Source organism: Iodobacter sp. CM08 (genome assembly GCF_033446605.1).
Classification (GTDB): Bacteria; Pseudomonadota; Gammaproteobacteria; order Burkholderiales; family Chitinibacteraceae; genus Iodobacter.
Window position 1 is genome coordinate 25,324 of record NZ_JAWQUO010000004.1, and the last position, 20,746, is coordinate 46,069.

The 20,746-nt window shown below is 48.3% G+C and carries 17 protein-coding genes; 9 read left to right on the forward strand and 8 right to left on the reverse strand.

Annotated elements, in window-relative coordinates; translation table 11 throughout:
- The first annotated feature begins 38 nt into the window (after positions 1-38).
- The 5 genes from R6242_RS02875 to tkt all read left to right on the forward strand — a co-directional run bounded on the left by R6242_RS02875 (position 39) and on the right by tkt (position 7,495).
- Entirely contained in the window at positions 39-359 is a 321-nt protein-coding gene (locus R6242_RS02875; RefSeq protein ID WP_318423479.1) for a cupredoxin domain-containing protein, read from the forward strand.
- Between the two features lie 521 nt (positions 360-880).
- Positions 881-1,696, forward strand: a complete 816-nt coding sequence (locus R6242_RS02880; RefSeq protein WP_318423480.1) for an FTR1 family iron permease — start codon at positions 881-883, stop codon at positions 1,694-1,696.
- Positions 1,693-3,060: a 4Fe-4S binding protein gene (locus tag R6242_RS02885; RefSeq protein ID WP_318423482.1), complete on the forward strand. Its 1,368-nt coding sequence runs from the start codon at positions 1,693-1,695 to the stop codon at positions 3,058-3,060. Before R6242_RS02880 ends, R6242_RS02885 begins: the two co-directional genes overlap by 4 nt.
- A 93-nt stretch (positions 3,061-3,153) precedes the next feature.
- On the forward strand, positions 3,154-4,869 hold the full coding sequence (locus tag R6242_RS02890) for a PHA/PHB synthase family protein (RefSeq protein ID WP_318423484.1): 1,716 nt from the start codon (positions 3,154-3,156) through the stop codon (positions 4,867-4,869).
- A gap of 631 nt (positions 4,870-5,500) precedes the next feature.
- Positions 5,501-7,495 (forward strand): transketolase, encoded by a 1,995-nt coding sequence (gene tkt / locus R6242_RS02895; protein ID WP_318423486.1) that lies wholly within the window; start codon positions 5,501-5,503, stop codon positions 7,493-7,495.
- Positions 7,496-7,700: 205 nt separating this feature from the next.
- Here tkt and R6242_RS02900 read toward each other — a convergent pair whose 3' ends face one another.
- Entirely contained in the window at positions 7,701-8,201 is a 501-nt protein-coding gene (locus R6242_RS02900) for a GNAT family N-acetyltransferase (RefSeq protein WP_318423488.1), read from the reverse strand.
- A 43-nt stretch (positions 8,202-8,244) separates the two neighbouring features.
- Positions 8,245-8,592, reverse strand: a complete 348-nt coding sequence (locus tag R6242_RS02905) for a YkgJ family cysteine cluster protein (RefSeq protein ID WP_318423490.1) — start codon at positions 8,590-8,592, stop codon at positions 8,245-8,247.
- Positions 8,593-8,817: 225 nt separating this feature from the next.
- Between R6242_RS02905 and R6242_RS02910 the strand changes: the two genes are divergently transcribed.
- On the forward strand, positions 8,818-9,096 hold the full coding sequence (locus R6242_RS02910) for a peptidylprolyl isomerase (protein ID WP_046350621.1): 279 nt from the start codon (positions 8,818-8,820) through the stop codon (positions 9,094-9,096).
- An 85-nt stretch (positions 9,097-9,181) separates the two neighbouring features.
- Here R6242_RS02910 and R6242_RS02915 read toward each other — a convergent pair whose 3' ends face one another.
- Positions 9,182-9,733: a porin gene (locus R6242_RS02915; protein WP_318423494.1), complete on the reverse strand. Its 552-nt coding sequence runs from the start codon at positions 9,731-9,733 to the stop codon at positions 9,182-9,184.
- A gap of 269 nt (positions 9,734-10,002) precedes the next feature.
- On the reverse strand, positions 10,003-11,718 hold the full coding sequence (gene argS, locus R6242_RS02920; RefSeq protein ID WP_318423495.1) for an arginine--tRNA ligase: 1,716 nt from the start codon (positions 11,716-11,718) through the stop codon (positions 10,003-10,005).
- 341 nt (positions 11,719-12,059) lie between these two features.
- Between argS and R6242_RS02925 the strand changes: the two genes are divergently transcribed.
- Positions 12,060-13,646 carry a DUF3369 domain-containing protein gene (locus R6242_RS02925; RefSeq protein ID WP_318423497.1) on the forward strand — a complete coding sequence of 529 codons (1,587 nt, stop codon included), beginning with the start codon at positions 12,060-12,062 and terminating at the stop codon, positions 13,644-13,646.
- Positions 13,647-13,676: 30 nt separating this feature from the next.
- Here the strand turns inward: R6242_RS02925 and R6242_RS02930 are convergent, their stop codons facing one another.
- The 4 genes from R6242_RS02930 to R6242_RS02945 all read right to left on the reverse strand — a co-directional run bounded on the left by R6242_RS02930 (position 13,677) and on the right by R6242_RS02945 (position 18,228).
- Positions 13,677-14,801, reverse strand: coding sequence for a sn-glycerol-3-phosphate ABC transporter ATP-binding protein UgpC (locus tag R6242_RS02930; protein WP_318423499.1), 1,125 nt, complete (start codon positions 14,799-14,801; stop codon positions 13,677-13,679).
- 102 nt (positions 14,802-14,903) lie between these two features.
- Positions 14,904-15,734 carry a carbohydrate ABC transporter permease gene (locus R6242_RS02935; protein ID WP_318423501.1) on the reverse strand — a complete coding sequence of 277 codons (831 nt, stop codon included), beginning with the start codon at positions 15,732-15,734 and terminating at the stop codon, positions 14,904-14,906.
- Positions 15,735-15,931: 197 nt separating this feature from the next.
- Positions 15,932-16,846, reverse strand: coding sequence for a sugar ABC transporter permease (locus tag R6242_RS02940; RefSeq protein WP_318423503.1), 915 nt, complete (start codon positions 16,844-16,846; stop codon positions 15,932-15,934).
- 134 nt (positions 16,847-16,980) lie between these two features.
- On the reverse strand, positions 16,981-18,228 hold the full coding sequence (locus R6242_RS02945) for an ABC transporter substrate-binding protein (RefSeq protein WP_293935059.1): 1,248 nt from the start codon (positions 18,226-18,228) through the stop codon (positions 16,981-16,983).
- Between the two features lie 365 nt (positions 18,229-18,593).
- On the opposite strand from R6242_RS02945, the gene R6242_RS02950 reads away from it, so the two are divergent.
- Both R6242_RS02950 and R6242_RS02955 read left to right on the forward strand, forming a co-directional pair.
- The gene (locus R6242_RS02950) at positions 18,594-19,832 is read left to right on the forward strand and encodes an ABC transporter substrate-binding protein (RefSeq protein WP_318423506.1); all 1,239 of its coding nucleotides are present in this window, start codon (positions 18,594-18,596) and stop codon (positions 19,830-19,832) included.
- Between the two features lie 95 nt (positions 19,833-19,927).
- Positions 19,928-20,659, forward strand: a complete 732-nt coding sequence (locus tag R6242_RS02955; protein WP_318423508.1) for a response regulator transcription factor — start codon at positions 19,928-19,930, stop codon at positions 20,657-20,659.
- Positions 20,660-20,746 lie beyond the last annotated feature (87 nt).

Here is a 20,746-nt window from a genome sequence, read left to right on the forward strand (position 1 = left end):
GCCCCCATTTGGGGGCTTTGTGCTTACTGGAGTTTCATATGCGTTTTATTGTGGCGCTGTTATTGAGTGCATTTACGCTAACGGCGTATGCCGAAGATTTGCTGACTTTTAGGGTGGAGTTGAACGATGGCAAGGTCACGCCAACGCGTATCGAAGCACCAGCAAAAACCAAATTCAAGCTGATTTTAGTGAACAAGGGTAAGTCGCCAGCTGAGTTTGAAAGCCTGCCACTGCGTAAAGAAAAAGTCCTCGCTCCCGGCGTGGAATCCTTTGTGGTGATTCAGGGCGTATCGGCTGGCGAATATATCTTCTTTGATGATTTCCACCCGCAGGCGCGGGGTGTGATTGTGGTGAAGTAAGTGGGTAAAACCCAAATATTGAACCACGGAGCACACAGAGAACACGGAGGCTCACAGAGAAATGCATGCTTTTTAAAAGCTATTTGATGTGAGTTTTTGAGAATTTCAAAATACAGTGTTCTGGGTTTATTACGCTATATGTGGCACGGGGCTTAAAAATCCCCTTGAAGCACGCCGAAGCGAGGAATAAGCGGCTCGGGGTTTCGGAAAAGGGGTAGCGAGGCAGCGAGCGAGCAGCCTTTTTCGCCGAGGTGATTATCCGCAGCGAGGGGCCTTCGTGCTGGTCGGGGCGGCCTTCTTTGCTTCCTTTCTTGGCCGTTCAAGAAAGGGAGTCCCACGCGGGGGACTCCCGCACCTAAATTAACGTGCCGAAGGCACTAAAAAGACAAGAACTACGTAACTTTAGTGAAGTGTAAGGTGTTCTTGGCAGTAAAACTTAAGCCTTAAGTTACAGAGTTAAAGTCATCGTTATCGTTGCGGGTTACAAAGTGAGTTTGAAGAATTTTTAAAGGTTAAAGACTATGGAACAAGTCGCATTTATTGTCTGGCGTGAAAGCGTTGAGGCGTTGCTGGTGGTGGGGATTTTATATGCTTGGCTGCGCGCCAATCCGGTGGCTGGCCAACGTGGTATGGCTTATCTCTGGGGTGGTGTGGGCCTCGGTTTGGTGCTGTCGGGCTTGCTGGCGCTGACGCTATTAGGCGTTTCTAGCTGGCTAGATGATACGGCTCAGGAGTATTTTCAGGCCGCAATGCCGCTCGTGGCTGCCGCGCTGATCGTGCAGATGGTGGTGTGGATGCGTAAAAATGGTCGTAGCCTTAAGCGTGAATTAGAAGGTGGCCTTGCCAGTAATGCGGCAGAAAAAAACTGGTGGGGCTTGTTGTTTTTAGTGGCTCTGGCCGTGGCGCGTGAAGGTAGTGAAACCGTGGTGTTTTTATACGGCAGCGTGGCCGGTAGCAGCAATGGTGGATCGCTTGCGCTTGCGGGCCTAGGTGGTTTTGTGGCGGCCATGGCAACCTTCCAGCTTTTGCAATTGGGCGGCAAATATATTTCTTGGCGTTGGTTTTTTAAGATTACTGAAATCTTGCTCTTGCTTCTGGCGGGCGCAATGTTGAATTCAGGCGTAGAGCATTTGATTGGCATGGGTGTTTTGCCTGCGATGATTGATCCGCTTTGGGATAGCTCGGCTTGGCTAGATGAAAGCATGGGCGTGGGTAAATTACTGGCCGATTTTGCAGGCTATCGTTCGCACCCCGCTTTATCTTTGCTGGTAATTTGGAGTAGTTATTGGATTGCAAGCACTTGGCTGCTGCGCCGCGTGAGTCGTACAGGGCAATGACTATTTTGAATTCGCGTACCGCTCAGTTCGGTAACTTTTTAAGGGACCACGCGCATTGGCTGCGCAAGCTGCAATGGGTAGTGGTGTTCTTTTATTTATTTCTGCTGATTATCCCCACCATGGTCAGCTTGCCTGATGAAAGCGCGCGGGTTTTTAATCATCTGGTGATTTTTGCGCAGTTTGCATTTTGGGGGATCTGGTGGCCATTTGTGTTGATCTCCATGCTGCTGATGGGCCGTGTCTGGTGTGGCTGGTTTTGCCCTGAGGGCATGCTCACTGAATGGGCCAGCGAGCGCGGGCGCAATCATCCCATCCCTCGCTGGATACGCTGGCAGGGCTGGCCCTTTGTGGCTTTTGCCTGTACCACCGTCTACGGTCAGCTGCTCAGCGTTTATCAATACCCGCTGGCGGCGATGTTGGTGCTGGGCGGATCAACGGTGGGGGCGCTGGGAGTGGGTTATTGGTATGGGCGCAGCAAGCGGGTGTGGTGCCGTTATCTCTGCCCTGTGAATGGCGTGTTTAACTTGTTAGCCAAGTTGGCTCCTTGGCATTACAAGGTGGATGTGGGCGCTTGGAAAACACCGCAGCAGAAAGTGATTCCGGTTAACTGCGCGCCGCTCGTGCCGATGCGCAATATGCAAGGTGCTACCGAGTGCCATATGTGCGGGCGTTGCAGTGATTATCGCGGCGCAATTGCCTTGAGCGTGCGCTCTCCCGAAGCCGAAATCACCCAAGTTGCCAAGGGTAGCGGCTGGGAAACCGTGCTGATTTTGTTTGGCCTGATGGGGCTGGCGGTGGGCGCGTTTCAGTGGACGGCAAGCCCGTGGCTGGTGGATGCCAAGCAGATGATGGCCGAGTGGCTGGTGAATCGCGAGATCTTCTGGCCACTGCAAGACAATGCGCCTTGGTGGATTCTGACGCATTACCCCGAGGTGAACGATAGCTTCTCTTGGCTAGATGGTGGCCTGATCGTGGCCTATATTGGCGGCAGCATGTTGTTTTTGGGCAGTAGCCTGTACCTGTGTTTAAAGCTGGCAGATTGGATCTTGCCCAAGCGAGATGCTTTTAGCGTGCATAAGCTGACGCAATCCTTTATCCCTGCTGCGGCTTGTGGCGTGTTTTTAGGCTTGTCGGCGCTTACGGTGAATTTACTTAAGCATGAAGGCGTGGCAACAGCATGGGCACCTACCACCAGAGCAGTGTTATTAAGTCTGGCTTTGTTATGGTCGCTTAGATTATTTTGGCGTTTGGCTAGCCAACGCACGCTGCAATGGTGGCCACGTTTAGGTGCGTTGGCATTGGCAAGTTTAGGCTTGGCTTTATATGGCTGGGCTTGGGTCTTATTGTTTTTTGTTTGGGCTTGAGTCGTCTGAAAAAACAGCAGGCTCTTTGATCTTACACATTGAGTTCTGCTGCACCGCAACCTAAGCTGAAAGAACGATCTTAAGGGGACGGCGATGTCAGATTTAAATTTTTTTGCAGAACAATCACAGCGTTATGCCGATTTACAGCACAAATTAAGGCAGTCGACCGATCCTTTTGGCCTGATGGCCAGCTCGCGCAAAGCGCAGCAAGCGTGGTTGCAAAACCCACAGGCCCTATCCAATGTGCTGTTTCGTTACGTGAATGACGTCACTAAATGGCAATCCTTTACCGCGCGGCGCTTTTGGGGCGAGGCGGATAGCGATGTTTTTCCACCTCATCCAGAAGACGTGCGTTTTGCCGACCCCATCTGGAGCGATAACCCTTTTTGGGATGGCATTAAAGAGTGGTATTTGCTCAATACCCATTGGCTGCAAGATACGCTCTACGCCACGCCTGACATGGGCGAGCACGAAAGAAACCGTAGTGCATTTTGGCTGCGGCAAGTGCTCAATGCCGCAGCGCCAACCAATTTCTTACTGACTAATCCCGTGGCCATTGCCAAGGCATTAAGTACCAACGGTGAAAGCCTAGTCGCGGGGTTTAAAAACTTTAAGGAAGATAAAGCACGTGGTGATATCAGTATGACTGATATGAACGCGTTTAAGGTGGGTGAAAACCTAGCCACCACGGCGGGAGCGGTGGTGTATCGCGGCCGCTTGCTGGAAGTGTTGCATTATGAAGCCACTACACACACGGTGCACAGTGTGCCGTTGGTGCTGGTTTCCCCTTGGATTAATAAGTATTACATCCTTGATATTAATGAGAAAAAAAGCTTGGTGAAGTATCTAACTGACCAAGGTTTCTCCGTATTTATTACTAGCTGGAAAAATCCCGATGGCAGCATGCGCGATGTGGCTTTTGATGATTATTTAAGCGATGGCGTGGCGCAAATTATTAAAGTAGCGCAAGAAATCAGCGGCAGCGAGCAGGTGCATTTGCTTGGCTATTGCTTAGGAGGCACGCTGGTGGCAACTTATCTGGCGTGGGCAAATCGGCAGATGCCGGGCAAAGTACCGGTGGTTTCCGCAACCTTACTCACCACGCTAACTGATTTTGAATACCCTGGTGATATCGAAGTCTTTTTGGATGAAGAGGGCCTTGATTTTATTGATAGTGTGATGGAGAAAAAAGGTTATCTGGATGGCAAAGATATGGCTGCCTCATTCAGAATGCTGCGCTCCAATAGCCTAATCTGGAATTACTGGGTGGATAATTACCTACTAGGCCAAACGCCGAGTGAATTTGATGTTTTATATTGGAATATGGATTCCACTCGTATGCCAATGAAAATGCATCGCACCTATTTGCGCGAGTTATATTGGAAAAATAAACTGGTTCAGCCTGATGCTTTAGAAATCTGCGGTCAAAAAATCGACTTAGGCCAAATTAAGCAGCCACTCTTTATGGTGGGCGCGGAAGAAGACCATATTGCTCCTTGGAAGCAGACCTATACGCTGGCTGATCGCAGCGGTGGCGATGTTACCTTTACCCTCTCTACATCCGGCCATATTATCGGCATCGTTAACCCGCCAGGCCCCACATCCAAACGTAGCTACTGGCAGGGCGTGCCGAAAGCGGGTGAGAGCGCTGAAGACTTTTTAGCGCGGCAAAAAAAGGTAGCAGGCTCTTGGTGGCCTAACTGGGTGGAGTGGCTTAAACCGCAGTGTGGCGAGCAGGTAAAACCAAAACTATCCAGCCGCGCCCATCCTCAGCAAGGGGCTGCACCGGGGACTTATGTTTTGGAATAGTGGCTTAAAACCCAAATCTTGAACCACGGAGGCCACAGAGAACACGGAGTTTCACGGAGAAAACCAGGTTTTTATTTAAGGATTTTTGAATCATAAAAATTTGGATTCATATCGCAGCTCATGGCACGGGGCTTAAATTTCCCCTTGAAGCCGCGACACGAAGAATAAGCGGATCGGGGTTTCGGAAAAGGGGGTGCGAGGCTTGCTCCCGCGCAGCCTTTTTCGCCGAGCCGATTATCTGCAGCGAGGGGCCTTCGTGTTTTTGAGTTTGTGGTTTTGCTTCCTTTCTTGGCCGTTCAAGAAAGGGAGTCCCACGCGGGGGATTCCCGCTCCTAAATCAACGTGCCGAAGGCACTAAAAATAGGGGGCGCTGCGTAACAGCGGTTAAGTAAAAACCACTACGGGTTTTAATTTATTCTAAGGCGGGCGGAAGCCCGCCTTAACACTTTGAGCCAGCTCAACGCTATCCGCGTTATCTCGTGTTAAAAATGATATGGTATTTTGATATTGTTGCGAACACAGTCCCTCAGTGATAATGGGGGCAGCGATTTAGGCTTGGCCCCTTTGCCTTACGGTATCGGCGTCTAAAAAGACTTGATGATGATTGGCTTAATGCACACAAGGAAAAGATATGGCAACGCGTAACGATTTAGCAAATGCAATCCGCGCTTTAGCAATGGATGCAGTTCAAAAGGCGAACTCCGGCCATCCAGGCATGCCGATGGGTATGGCGGAAATTGGCTTGTCGCTGTGGGGCAACCACATGCGCTTTAATCCAGTGAACCCACATTGGGCTGATCGCGACCGTTTTATCTTATCTAACGGCCACGGCTCTATGCTGCAATATGCCTTGCTGCATCTGACTGGCTACGATGTATCGATGGATGATCTTAAAGCATTCCGTCAGTTTCACTCTAAAACGCCTGGCCACCCAGAGCTGCATTACACCCCTGGCGTAGAAACCACGACCGGCCCGCTGGGCCAAGGTATTACCAATGCAGTAGGTTTTGCGCTGGCAGAAAAACTATTGGCGCGCGATTTTAATAAGCCGGGCCTAGATATCGTTGATCACCACACCTATGTGTTCCTTGGCGATGGTTGCCTGATGGAAGGCATTAGTCACGAAGCTTGCGCTCTGGCTGGCACATGGGGCCTCGGTAAGCTGATTGCATTTTGGGACGATAACGGTATTTCTATTGACGGCCATGTAGAGGGCTGGTTTACCGACGATACCCCTAAGCGCTTTGAATCTTACAACTGGCATGTGCTATCGGTAGACGGCCACGATGTAGACGCGCTGGATGCAGCTATCGTTGCTGCTAAAGCGGTCACAGACAAGCCAACGCTGATCTGCTGCAAAACGATTATTGGTAAAGGCTCGCCAAATAAAGCCGCCAGCCACGATTGTCACGGCGCGCCACTTGGCGATGCTGAGATTGCCGCAACGCGCGCAGCCATTGGCTGGAACCACGGCCCGTTTGAAATCCCTGCCGATGTATACGCAGGCTGGGATAAAAAAGAATCTGGCGCTCGTTTAGAGTCCGATTGGGATGCCCTGTTTGCTAAGTACGCAGCAGCTTACCCAGCGGAAGCAGCAGAATTCAAACGCCGTATGAGCAATGAATTGCCAGCGAATTGGCAAGATGTGGTGAAAGCTGCGATTAACGATGCCAACACCAAGGCAGAAACAATCGCCTCACGTAAAGCATCACAAAACGCGCTGAATGCCTATGCGCCACAAGTGCCAGAACTCCTTGGCGGCTCGGCTGATTTAACTGGCTCTAACCTGACCAACTGGAAAGGCTGCGTTTCACTGAAGCGTGAAGGCAATGAGCTGATTGGTAACCATATCAGCTACGGCGTGCGTGAATTTGGGATGAGCGCCATTATGAATGGTGTGGTGCTGCACGGTGGTTTCCGCCCTTACGGCGCAACCTTCCTGATGTTCTGCGAATACGCGCTGAACGCGCTGCGCATGGCGTCCTTAATGAAGACCAATAACCTCTTCGTTTACACCCATGATTCGATTGGTTTGGGCGAAGATGGCCCAACGCATCAGCCGGTAGAGCAACTGCAAACCCTGCGCTGCATTCCAAACCACCATGTATGGCGTCCATGCGACACCGTAGAATCGATGGTGGCTTGGGCTCATGCAATCGAACAAAAATCAACGCCTTCATCCCTGATCTTCAGCCGTCAAAACTTAATGTTTATGGCGCGTGATGAAGCCACCATCGCCAATATCAAGAAAGGCGGCTATGTACTCAAAGACGTGGCAAACCCTGCTGTGGTGCTGATTGCTACTGGTTCTGAAGTTGAGCTGGCAGTAAAAGCTGCTGAAGCCTTGGCCGCAGAGGGTATTGCTGCTCGCGTGGTTTCTATGCCATCGACCAATGTATTTGATGCGCAAGATGCTGCTTATAAAGCCGCAGTATTACCACGCGGAGTAGCCCGTTTAGCGATTGAAGCTGGCACATCTGATTTCTGGCGCAAATACGTTGGCCTAGAAGGCGATGTTGTGGGCATGGATACTTTCGGTGAATCCGCTCCGGCTGGCTTGTTGTTCAAGCACTTTGGCTTTACGGTAGAAAATGTAGTGGCTAAGGCCAAAGCAATCATTGCTTAATTGATTTTAGCTTTATAAAAAAACGGGCCACTTGGCCCGTTTTTTTACAATATTTTCCCTGATTAGGTCTCTAGCTTCATTTTTTTCCGCGTACCTTAGTTTGTTAATGTTAAGGGATATCCTTCTTAGGGGCGCAGCAAACAGCATCCCTATATTTTATTTTTTTGTAGTCAATGTTTTACTCATGCCACTGCGCTCTATTTATTTATAAATCAAGGGTAAATACGCTAGATACTTTTCCCTTGGAATAGGTCTCTACAAATTTAAAGCCAATACTCTGCAATAGCTTAATTGAGCGCTGATTATCTTCGTCGGTGATGGCAAAGAGTTTAGTTAGGCCAAGTGTTTGTTTGGCGTAGGTTAGCGCGGCGCTTGCTGCCTCTTGCGCATATCCAAGGCCTGCGAATTGCGGTAATAAGGCATAGCCAAGATCGGCGTCAGCTAAATAATCGCGTTTAAAAAAGCCGCAAATGCCGATTGCCTCAGCCGTGCTATTTAAACGGACAATATAAGAACTATAGCCATATTGCTCTTGCATTTTAATGGGGCCTGCCAGCAAAAATTGTTTGGCTTGTTCTAATGTCCGAATTCCTCGGTCTCCAATATACTGATGCCAAGATGGATTATTAATCAGCTCTAAATAAAAAGGCGCATCTTCAAGGCTAATTTTATTTAAGTTTAAACGCGGTGTAGTCATGATTTGCATTGTTTAAATCCATATGAAATAGCAGTGTTTTGATACTAACTATTTACACTAAAACTTGGCGTGTTTCTTTGAAAAACTGATGAATTTGCTGCTCAATTTTCTCATCAATCATCAACTGTGGCCGTTTGCCGTGTGGGCAGGCAAGCGCTGGCGTGGTGCCAAATAGCCGGCAAATCAGTGGGCGCTCCATATAAACCGTACAGCCTTGCTCGCCAAGATGCGGGCAGCTCAGATTTTCCAGTGCTTTTTCCTGTTCTGCGGCACTTTTGCGTGGCAGCCTCGCCATTTCCTCGCTAGAGGTGGTAACAGGCCCACAGCAGTCATGGCAGCCTGGAATACACTCGAAAGAGGGAATGCGCTGGCGAAAAAAACGGATTTTGTTGCTATTCATGAGGGCATATCGTTTTGGATGCAGAACGGCACCATTTTAAGGCAGTTTGTAGTGCGCTAGATGGGGAACATGACCGTTTGTCTTAAGGCTAGGCTGTGAATGTTGTTTTTTTTGCCGCGTTTACTTGAAATTTGTAGCAAAGGCATCATCTGTGGCCCTATAGCATGCGCACATATTGCGTTTTTTAATGATGCATTTTTAGCATCATACTTTGGAGTTTTAGAAATGGTACAAGCCACAGCAAGCCACCTTTTAGTAAGCAGCGAAGCCAAATGTGAAGAACTGAAGCAGGAAATCTTGGCAGGTGCTGATTTTGCGGCCGTGGCTAAAAAGCACTCTAGCTGCCCTTCTTCTGCACAAGGCGGTGATCTGGGCTCGTTTGGCCCAGGCATGATGGTTCCAGAATTCGATAAAGTGGTGTTTTCTGCTCCACTGAACGAAGTTCAAGGCCCAGTAAAAACCCAATTCGGTTACCACTTGTTGATCGTAAATAGCCGCGGTTAATCAGCATCTATTAAGCGGGTTATAAAAAAAGCGCATTCCATATTGGAATGCGCTTTTTTATTTCTAAAAATAAATTAATTTATTTTTAGAAGCTGTAGTTTGCACCAACAGTGAATGTTGATAGTTTCAAATTTTCAATTTTTGCATATTGATTGTATTCTGCACGCAAGCTAAAGTTTTTATTGAATGCATATTGTGCACCAATACCAAACAATGCTTTAGTTTCAGTTTTTTCATTAGATTTTGAGTAAGCGAGCACATCAGCGTTTATTTCTGCTGTTACTTTGATACTTGCAACACCTAGACGACCAAATACGCTAAATGCATCGTTGAATGGGTAAGAAGCCAGTACAGATGCTTGTACTGCATTTGCTTTAACAGATGCATTAGCAAGCCCGTAGTAGTTTTCTTCAGCTTTGCCAAAATCACGGTAGCCTAATTCAGCGGCTAGATATGGAGAGAACTTATACCCGCCATTAATACCCCAAGCGGTGTTGTTTTTGTCTAGAGAGTTATTGTTAACATCTACGGACATGTTACTGCTACCTACATCAGCTCCAATGTAAAAACCTTCAGCAAATGCTGGCGATGCAATTAGAGTGGATAAAATTAAGGAAGCAAGAATATTTTTTTTCATTTTTTTCTACAAAAGAATATTAAAGAGATAATTCAAGGAGTAAGTAAAACTACTTATTCCTTTTTAATTCCCATATAAATGGGGGCAAATAATAGCATTAACTTTTATGGTTTATGTTATGGTTTTTGTCGTAAATATTTCCGAGTATTAGAGGACATATGCTTTATGATGAATTATCCAATCATGCTTGCATATGCATATGGTCTGAATAAAAAACGCCACTTTAATATAAAGTGGCGTTTTTTATTTTTGGGAGCAGATACGTAAGATTACATCTCCTGCAGCACTTCAATTCCCAATAAGTCCAGACCCGTTTGCATGGTTTTTGCGGCGGCCTGGCAGAGTGCCAAGCGGCTGCTACGGATATCGCCTTCGGCTTTTAGCACTGGGCAGGCGTCGTAAAAGCGCGAGAAGCGGGTGGCAAGGGTGTAGAGATAGCTGCATAAAACGTGCGGGCAAGTGTCGTTTGCCGCTTGCTGCAGTGTATCTGGGAACTGCACTAGGATGAGTGCGAGTGCGTGTTCGGCTGGCTCGATGAGCTCGATTTTTGCGTTGGCAGGCACTTCACCCGCCTGACGGAAGATGCTGGCGATACGGGTGTAGGCGTATTGCAGATACGGCGCGGTATTGCCTTCAAAGCTAAGCATGCTATCCCAGTCGAATACATAATCGCTAGTGCGATGCTTGGATAGATCTGAGTATTTTACCGCAGCAATACCTACTGCATGGGCGATATGCTTGCGGGTCGCCTCATCCATATTTGGATTTTTACTGCTGACTAAATCAAAGGCGCGGCTTTCCGCTTCTGAGAGTAAATCCACCAGCTTGATCAGCTCGCCACTGCGGGTTTTGAATGGTTTGCCATCATCGCCCATCATCGTGCCAAAGGCGACGTGTTCTAGGTGCGTGTCAGCAGGCACAAAGCCTGCTTTGCGAGCAAGGGTAAACAACTGCTGGAAGTGCAGCCCCTGACGGGCATCAACTACATACAGAATGCGGCTTGCACCCAGTACACCAGTGCGATAGCGGGCTGTGGCTAAATCGGATGTGGAATAAAGAAAACCACCGCCTTGCTTTTGTACAATAAAGGCGGCCGCATCACCGTCTTTATTACGGAATTCTTCAAGAAATACCACTTGTGCGCCTTGGCTTTCGGTGAGTAAACCTTGGGCACGCAGATCATCGATCACGACGGGTAAATCATCGTTATAAGAGGATTCGCCTTTCACATCATCACGGGTCAGTAATAGACCTAGCTTTTGGTAAACATCTTCGCAATGCTTCATTGAGATATTCAGGAAGCGTTGCCATAGCTCACGCACTTCAGCGTCGCCCGATTGCAGTTTCACGACATATTCGCGGGATAAATCAGCAAAAGCTGGGTCAGCATCAAAGCGTACTTTGGCAGCGCGGTAGAAGCCTTCTAAATCGCCCAGTTCTAATTCTGTATTTTGATTTTTGTTTTCCAGCATATAGGCGGTCAGCATGCCAAATTGCGTGCCCCAATCGCCTACATGATTCTGGCGGATTACTTTATGGCCCAGATAGCCGTAAATACGGGTTAGCGAATCGCCAATAATACTGGAGCGCAAATGGCCCACGTGCATTTCTTTGGCTAGATTTGGTGAGGAGTAATCGATGACAACGGTTTCAGCTAGGGCGACACCGGCGCCTAATTTTGCATCTGTGTGTTGCTCAGCTAGTGTCTTGCTTAAGTACTCATTACTTAAAGTAATATTAATAAAGCCAGGGCCAGCAATTTCAAGCTTATCGGCAATGCCTGCCAGATCAACACAGGCCACAACTTGCTCTGCCAGCTGGCGTGGATTCATTTTAAGTGCTTTGGCCGCCCCCATAATGCCATTGGCTTGATAGTCGCCAAATTCAGGCTTTGATGCCATTTGAATATTTGGAGTGGCATCCGGTGCGCCAACTTGGGCTAGCGCAGCGGCAAAACGGGATGAGATTAGGTGGTGAACGGCCATAATGGATACTCGGTATGAATTTAGCCTCTATTGTAATCTCAATTAGCCGCTGGCGATCAGCTACTTAAGCAAAGCAATTTAGAATACTAAATGTCTATGGCCGTGATAAATACCGATGATGAGATTCGATAATATTTTGTTTGTAGCTCGATGAGAAAGCTAATTTGCAAGGATAGCTTTGCTACAAAAGCTATTTATAGAGGGGTTTATTTCACAGAATGGATTGATAAGCACGATCAAGGCTTGGCAATGCTTGCTAAGCACTCTATTCTTAAATGAAAAATAGCATGTTACTGGCAGGGTGCCGCTGTGAAGCATTTGTTTGAACTAGGGATACATTAATGGCACTAGATCAAAATGAAGATTGGATGTTAGAGGATGACGAGGACGAGTCGTTAGCCTCAGGGCTAATTGTACGTCAGCCTTGGAAACTGCTGATTGTGGACGATGAGCCTGATGTTCATCGGGCTACGGTCTTGGCATTAAAAAACATTACATATAAAGGCCGTGGCCTAGAAATTTTGCATGCTTATTCTGGGCAGCAAGGTTTTGAGGTATTGGGCTCTAATACAGATATTGCTTTAACTATATTAGATGTAGTGATGGAAACCGATGACGCTGGTCTGCGTTTAGTTAAGCGTATTCGTGATGAGCTAGGCAATCAATTAGTGCGTATTGTTTTGCGCACCGGGCAGCCTGGGCATGCGCCAGAGCAGCAGGTGGTGCTTGAATACGATATTAATGATTACAAAACTAAAACTGAACTCGTTGCTAATAAAATATTTACCACGGTCATTGCTTCTTTACGTAGCTTTGAAAGCCTGCATGCCCTAGAAAAAAGCAGCCAAGGCTTAGCAAAGATATTGGAAGGGGCAACCAATCTTTATCAATTGCATTCATTAAAAGAATTTGCCTCTGGTGTGTTAAAGCAAATTGGTGCAATTCTAAATTTAGGCGAACATGGCATGCTATGTGCCCAGTCTAAAAGCGATCAGCAGTGCTTAGAGATTCTGGCAGCTACGGGCCCATTTAGCTCGCTATTAGATGGTGATATGTTGCCTGAGGATAGCCATTTATTATTGGCCTTAAATACAGCATTAAAAACTAAATGCAGCCAATCTAATTATCCCTATGAAATTTTATATATTGCAGGCCGTAATAGTTATGATTTTGTAGTGCATTTTTCTCCGCCTTGGCCATTAGAGATGGTGGACAGAAATCTATTAGATATTTTCTGTGAACGTATTTCTGCGGCAATGGATAATCTTTATCTTTACCAGCAATTACGCCGTTCTCAAGAGGCCACGGTGATGGCTTTGGCCGATTTAGGCGAGTTTCGAGATCAAACCACTGGGGACCACGTATTGCGGGTGCAAAGGCTGACCGATGCAATTGCTGGGCGTTTAAAAGCCAAAAATGCTTTTCCTGATGAAATGGATAATGCGTTTATGGAAATGGTGGGTATGGCAAGTATTTTGCATGATGTGGGCAAGGTGGGAACGCCAGATCATATTTTGTTTAAGCCTGGCCGCTTGACCCCAGAAGAGCGCGAAATCATGAATCAGCACGCACCGATGGGGGCACAAATTTTAGCTAGAACGGTGGCGCTGGTTGAGGGTACAACTTATTTATCTTTAGGTGCGGAAATAGCGGCAGGGCATCATGAGCATTTCGATGGCAATGGCTACCCCTTGGGCGCTAAGGATTACGAGATTCCGCTTTCGGCCCGCATTGTTGCTTTGGTGGATGTGTTTGATGCTTTGCTGCATAAGCGCCCGTACAAAGAGCCTTGGCCTTTAGAAGAAACAATGGCTTATATTCGCGAGCGCTCTGGCACCCAGTTTGATCCGCAGGTGGTGTCGGCTTTGGATGAGGTAGTGGCGGAAGGCTTGTTGCCTTTGGATTTGTTGCAGGACCCTGCTGATTGAGAGGGCACGGCATGCCGTGCCCTCTCAATCTTATTTGGTTTTAGACGTACTCATATTGCCGGGCTTGAGCCGTGGCAGGGCAAGGCCATCTTGATTAAAGACATGGAAGGCAGCCGCAGGCGCGGATACTTCTAGTGTATCGCCCAGATTTACTTCTCTATCCCCATCCCCACGCACCACAATATCTTGCCCATTTGCTAGGGTGATATACACGTAATTGGCCTCGCCTAAGTGCTCAACAATACTCACCGTGCCACTAAAGCGCTCATTGTGGCGAGCATCTTCGGCGAGATGCTCGGCGCGAATGCCCACTTTAACCAAGTCTCCGGGCTTGGCGCTGCTGCCATTTACTTCGGCAATGATTTTATCGCCTGTTGCCAGCTCGATTTCTACATTTTGGCTGGATGCCTGCAGCACCATGCCATCGATCAGATTCATTTTGGGCGAGCCAATAAAAGTGGCCACAAACAAATTGGCCGGCTGTTGGTATAGCTCGAGCGGGGTACCAGCTTGCTGGATTTTGCAATCGCTCATCACCACAATTTTATCCCCCAGCGTCATTGCTTCGACCTGATCGTGGGTGACGTAAACAATAGTGGCATTTAGGCTGCGATGCAGTTTGGCGATTTCTAAACGGGTTTGTACCCTGAGTGACGCATCCAGATTAGAAAGCGGCTCATCAAATAAAAATAGCTTAGGCTCACGCACAATCGCTCGGCCAATTGCCACGCGCTGGCGCTGCCCGCCGGATAGCTCACGCGGTAGGCGCTCTAGCAGATGGTCAATTTTTAAAATACCGGCGGCGTGGTGGATGCGCTTTTCAATAGCGGCTTTGTCTTCACCGGCCACACGCAGGCCAAACGCCATGTTTTTATACACATTCATATGTGGATACAGCGCGTAGCTTTGGAAAACCATGGCAATGCCACGCTCGGCGGGCGGTAGATTATTAACCACTTTATCGTCGATCAGCATCTCGCCGCCACTGATGCTTTCTAGGCCGGAGAGCATGCGTAGCAGGGTGGATTTGCCACAGCCTGAAGGGCCAACTAAAACTACAAATTCACCGTGTTTAATATCCAGATTAATATCGGTCAGAATCTGGGTTTTTTTGTCGTAAGATTTGCTTAAGTGATTGAGTTTTACAGTTGCCATTACATGCTCCATGAAGGGCCGGAATAAGAGAGGGTTTTCTCTGTGAAACTCCGCGTCCTCTGTGTTCTCTGTGGTTCAAGATTTGGGTTTTATAGCCAAAGTTTATTTAACCGCACCGGAAGTCAGGCCGCGGATCAGTTGTCTTGAGAAAATCACATACATAATCAGCACTGGAATCACTGCTAGGCTTAGTGCTGCTAGTACCGAATTCCAATCGGTGACGTACTGTCCAATAAACTGCTGCACGCCCAGCGTGACGGTTTTGCTGGAATCGCCTGGGGCTAAAATCAGCGGAAACCAGAGGTCATTCCAGACTGGGATCATGGTAAACACCGCCACGGTGGCCACTGCAGGGCGAATCAGTGGCAGGATAATCTGGAAGAAAATTTTGAACTCCCCCACGCCATCGCAGCGCGCCGCTTCTTTTAGCTCTTTGGGTACTTGAGCAATAAATTCGCTGAGAATCATCACCGCCAGTGGCAGGCCTTGGGCGGTGTAAACCAGCACCAGCGCGGTGAGGGTGTTGATTAGATCTAGCTTTACGATCAGCTCTAAGATTGAAACGGTGCCAAGGCGGATTGGCACCATAATGCCGATGGCCAGAAACAGCGCCAGCAGGCGGTTGCCGCGAAACTTGTATTCAGATAAGGCCCATGCGGCCATCGCGCCAAACAGCAAAATCAGCGCCAGCGAAATCAGCGTTACCGACAAGCTGTTGCCAAAATAAAGCAAGAAATCAGACTTGGCTAAAACCTTTTGAAAGCCGATCAGGGAGAAGGTGTCGCTATTGGGCAGCGCCAGCGGGTCATCAAAAATGGCCGAGCGGCTTTTTACCGAGTTAATCAGGATCAGTAGGATAGGAAACAGCGCCAGTAGCGTGTAGCAGAGCAAAGTCAGCTGCACCACCAGGCCCCCAGTTTTGAGTTTTTTCATCGTGTTCTCACTTTAATAGCTAACAAAGCATCGTAGGATCGTAGATCGTAGGGGGGCACAGTTTCATCGTGGCCCACGCGGCAGCCAGCATTCACCCAGAGCGCTAGCGACTTCTACCCCACGCGTGGGCACAAAATCGTGTCCACCCTACGACTCTGTATGCACAGAATTTTTAGGCATTTTTTTTATATAAAAACTTACAACTCAAACCTTTGCAGTTTGCGTTGTACCAAGAAGAAATAAGCGCCTACGCCGCTCAGAATCACTAAGAACATCATGGTGGCGACGGCTGCGCCCATGGTGGGGCTGCCAATCTGGCTTTGGTAGCCAAAAAAGGTGCGGTAAAACAGCGTGCCCAAGATATCCGTGCTGTAGTTGGGGCCAGCAATCGCGCCTTTCACAGAGTAAATCAGATCAAACGCATTAAAGTTGCCAACAAAGGTCAGAATGGTGACAAGCCCTAGCGTGGGCAGAATGAGCGGCAGCTTGATTTCCCAGAAAATACGTAAGCTGCTTGCGCCTTCAACGTGGGCGGCTTCGACGATATCTTCAGGCACGGCAAGCAGCGCGGCATAAATCAGCATCATTGGAATGCCAACAAACTGCCAGACTGAGATCATGGCTAGCGTAATTAGCGCCGATCCTTCATTACCTAAAAATGGCGCAAAGTAATCCGCTAAGCCAGCGAAGCCCATCAGTTTTTCACCCACTCCCCACAGCGGCGAAAGAATCAGTTGCCAGATAAAACCAATAATCACTACAGATAGTAGGGTGGGTAAGAAAATCAGCGTGCGGTAGGTTTTTGCGCCTTTTAAGCTTTTTAGACTGAGCAGCGTGGCCAGCAATAAGCCAATCGGGTTTTGGATGAGTAGGTGCAGTAAAAAGAATTTACAGTTATTCCACATCGCGTTCCAAAACGCGTGTGACCATTCTGGATCAAACAAAATGGTGTAATAGTTGGCTAGGCCAGCAAAGCTTTGCTGGCCGGTTTCACTGGTGGTGAAAAAGCCGAGGCGTAAGGTATCGAGCAGGGGTAGGGCGCTAAATACGGAATAGATCAGCACTGCGGGGGTAAGGAACACCACGATATGCCAGGGAAAATGACGCCGCATGACGTGTCTCCAAAAAAATGTCGGCAGCGATGTCGCCGCCGACCAAGATTCACAGTCGAGTGTGAAGAGGAAGAACAAAAATATTGTGGCTCTGCGGGTATTGCGTGGGCACGGCATGCCGTGCCCCTACAGCATTATTTCTGTTGTGGTTTGTACCATTTAGCAAAGCCAGCTTGCACTTGGGCTGCGGCTTCTTTTGGTGCGAGTTTGCCGTTCAATACTTGGCTGTTTACGTTCCACAGCTGGTTTTCCATCGAAGGCTCGCCACGGTTGAGTACTTGTGCGTTGAGGCGAATGGTTGAGCCGCAGCTCTTACGCCATTCCAGCATTTGCTTAGCCACTGGGTCTTTCACCGTGATCAGGTGGTTAGACAGGCTAAAGAAGCCGGTTACTTTATTGGTGTAAAGATCCGCAAATTCTTGCGAAGCCAGCCAAGACAAAAATTTATAAGCGTCTTCTTTGTTCTTAGACTTGCTGTTTACGCCCATGCCGATATCGGTATGGTCAGAGATCTCGCACTTGTCGCCAGCCTTAGGTACAGGTGGTGGGAATGCGCCAAACTCAAAACCGGCTTCTTTATTAAAGTAAGCGATGTCCCATGAGCCGGTTGGGTAGATGGCGGCTTTACCCATGGCAAATAGATTTTGGCTGTCAGCATAAGTTTGTGCCGATGCGCCTTTCGATAGGTATGGAGCCCATTTGCTCATTGCATCCCAAGCCGCTACAAATTGCGGATCAGTGAATTTAGATTTGCCAGAGATCAGTGCCTTGCGGCCTACTTCGCCCTTCCAGTAAGGCGCGCCTACGCTGGTAAAGACAATTTGATTAGATTCCCACTGATCTGCCGTGCCTAGGGCGATAGGGGTGTATTTACCACCTTTTTTAATAGCTTCGTTCACCTTTAAGAATTCATCGGTGGTTTTGGGTGGGTTAAGGCCTAATTCTTTGAAAATCTTTTTATTGTAGAAAAAGCCATGAATCACAGACGCCATCGGCATGCAAAATGCATCTTTACCATCATCGGTTTGCCACGCTACTTTGGCTGAAGCAGGAAAGCTTTCCATGCCTGCCTTGCCGTCGAGCTTATCTAAGCTGCCTTTTTTGTAATTGGCGAGCGACACATCAAACGGGCGGCAAGTAATCAGATCACCCGCAGTGCCACCGGCCAGACGCGCTGTTAGGCTAGAGTCATATTCAGTAGGGGTGGTTGGGGCAAACTTGACTTGAATCGCTGGGAATTTTTTATTGAAAGCAGGAAGCAAAACTTCTTCCCACAGTGCTTTATCATCTACGCGCCAAGATTCAATGGTTAATGTGCCTGCTTGGGCAGTGCCTGCAGCAAGTAATGCGGCCATGATGGCGCTTCGAGCAAATGTGTTCATGTAGTGACTCTCCTCAGGGTTGGCCGCAGTAGCTGTTATTTATACGCTTTGTGCGCGGCGAAATGACAATAGCACCCTTGAAAATGTGACACCAAATGGCATTTTTTGGCTGTTGTTTTTATTGTAACTATTTGATATAAAACAATATTTTGTTTTTGGTGATAGATGGGGCGTTACATTTCTTTACGTAGCTTGTTGCGAGCATGCTTATTAAAGTCGCCCTGATGTTCGCTTTACTGTATTTCTAAGTAAGATCAATTCAATATTGCATGCAACATTTTTTTACAAATCAGCATGATTGCTTACGTTATAGTCCGCTGCGCACATCTAACCTGAAAGAGATTCTGGTGATTGAATTCTACAAAATGTTGATATCTATCTGCTTACTGCTGGCTATGAATGCCCATGCAGAAAGCCTAGAGGTATTGCATTGGTGGACTTCTGTTTCAGAGAGGCGAGCAGCGGATATATTGGTGGAGCGATTAAGCAAAGAGTCTTGGGAGTGGAAAGACGCCGCCGTTCCGGGGGGATCTGGTCTTGGGGCCATGAAGGTTTTAAAAAGCCGTGTGTTATCAGATAAAGCGCCACAAGCCGCCCAACTCATTGGCCCTGCGATTGCCGAGTGGGGCGATTTAGGCTTGTTATTAGAGCTGGATGAGGTGGCAAAGCAAGGTGGCTGGGCCAAGTCGATCTGGCCTGCTCCCTATGCTTCGATCCGCTTACGGGGGCATGTGATTGCTGCACCGCTGGGTATTCATCGCATTAATACCTTGTTTTACAATCGTAAGATTTTTAAGCAGCTTGGGCTGGCGGCTCCGCAAAGCTGGCCAGAGTTTGAGCGCGCCGCAGAAAAAATTAAACGCGCGGGATTTATTCCATTAGCGCAAAGCAGCGAGCCTTGGCAGGTGGCCACCCTTTTTGAAGCGCTGGTGCTAAGCGAGGGCGGCCCTGCTTATTATCGAGATTTATTTGTGCGCCGCCGCGCCAATGCTTTTTTTGACCCGCGTTTAGGCCGCGCCTTAGAGCGGCTACGCGCTTTGCGCCGCTATATGCCTGATCCGCTCACTGAAAAAACGTGGACACAGATGGCAAAGATGCTGGCAAAAGATGAAGCCGCGATGCTGATTATGGGCGATTGGGTAAAGGGAGAATTAAACGCTTCTGGCCAACTCACCGATGAGGCCTTTAGCTGTGTGCCCGTACCCGGTACCAATGAGATGCACCTCTATAGCATCGATACGCTGGTGATGTTTGCGGGTAATTATATGAAGCAAGCGGGCCAAGAAAAGCTCGCCCAATTATTGCTTACCCCAGCGGTGCAGGCCAATTACAACCGAATCAAAGGGTCGGTGCCGGTGCGGCGCGATGCTAATGTTCGCTTAATGGATAGCTGCGCCCGATCCTCTTGGCAAACCTTTGCTAAAGGCAGCACGGTGCAAGCGCCTAGCCTGACACATCGAATGGCATCAGATGAAGCTTTAAAAGACGCGATTGTAGCGCAAGTACACCGTTTTTTTAGCGATAGCCAAATGCCAGTCAGCGAAGCCCAGCGCCGCATGGCCGGCATCGTACGAGCCCTAGGTGCAGAAGAAAAAGAGCCATAGGCTGAAAAGGAATGCTGAGAATAACACGATTTTTTATCCACTAAAGACACGAAAATAAATGCATAAGTAGTCAATTACAACCATAAAGGCCAGCTATGAGCCGTAAAATTTTAGTGGTCGATGACGATCAAAAAACCCGTACTTTATTAAAAGCTTACCTAGAAAAAAACCAGTACGAAGTGTATCTGGCGCATGACGGGGCAAGCTTTCTGGCTGAATTTGAGCGCTATCAGAGCGAGCTGAGCTTGGTGATTCTAGATGTGATGCTGCCGGATACCGATGGTTTTGCGCTTTGCCAAGCGGTGCGGCGGCAATCGAATGTGGCGATTATTATGCTGACCGCTAATTCGGATGAAACGGATCGGATCGTTGGCCTAGAGCTGGGCGCTGATGATTATATTGCCAAGCCCTATAACCCCAGAGAATTGCTGGCGCGGATTAAGGCGATTCATCGGCGTAGTGGCATTGATAGCTCGGTAACGCCGCGCTATTACCACTTTTTAGGCTTTTGCCTAGATACCGTAGAGCGCAATTTGATTGATCCTAGTGGGGCTTTAGTGGTGCTGACCGGCTTAGATTTTCAGTTGCTTAAATACTTTGCCGAGCATTCGGGGCAAATTTTGGATCGTAATATCTTAGCCGAGCAAACCCGTGGCCGCGATGTGGGGCCCTTGGATAGATCGCTGGATGTGCAAATTAGCCGACTGCGGCAAAGACTGCACGACGATGGCAAGCAGCCAGAGCTGATCAAAACCGTGAGAGGTGCGGGCTATGTGTTTTCGGCAGAAGTGACAGCTAGCAGCACAGTAATACCACCCAAATCTTGAAACACGGACTTACACGGAGAGCTCCTTTAGTGTGACTCTTTTGTTTTTCTCCGTGGTGCTCTGAGCTCTCCTTTTACTGCGTGTTTC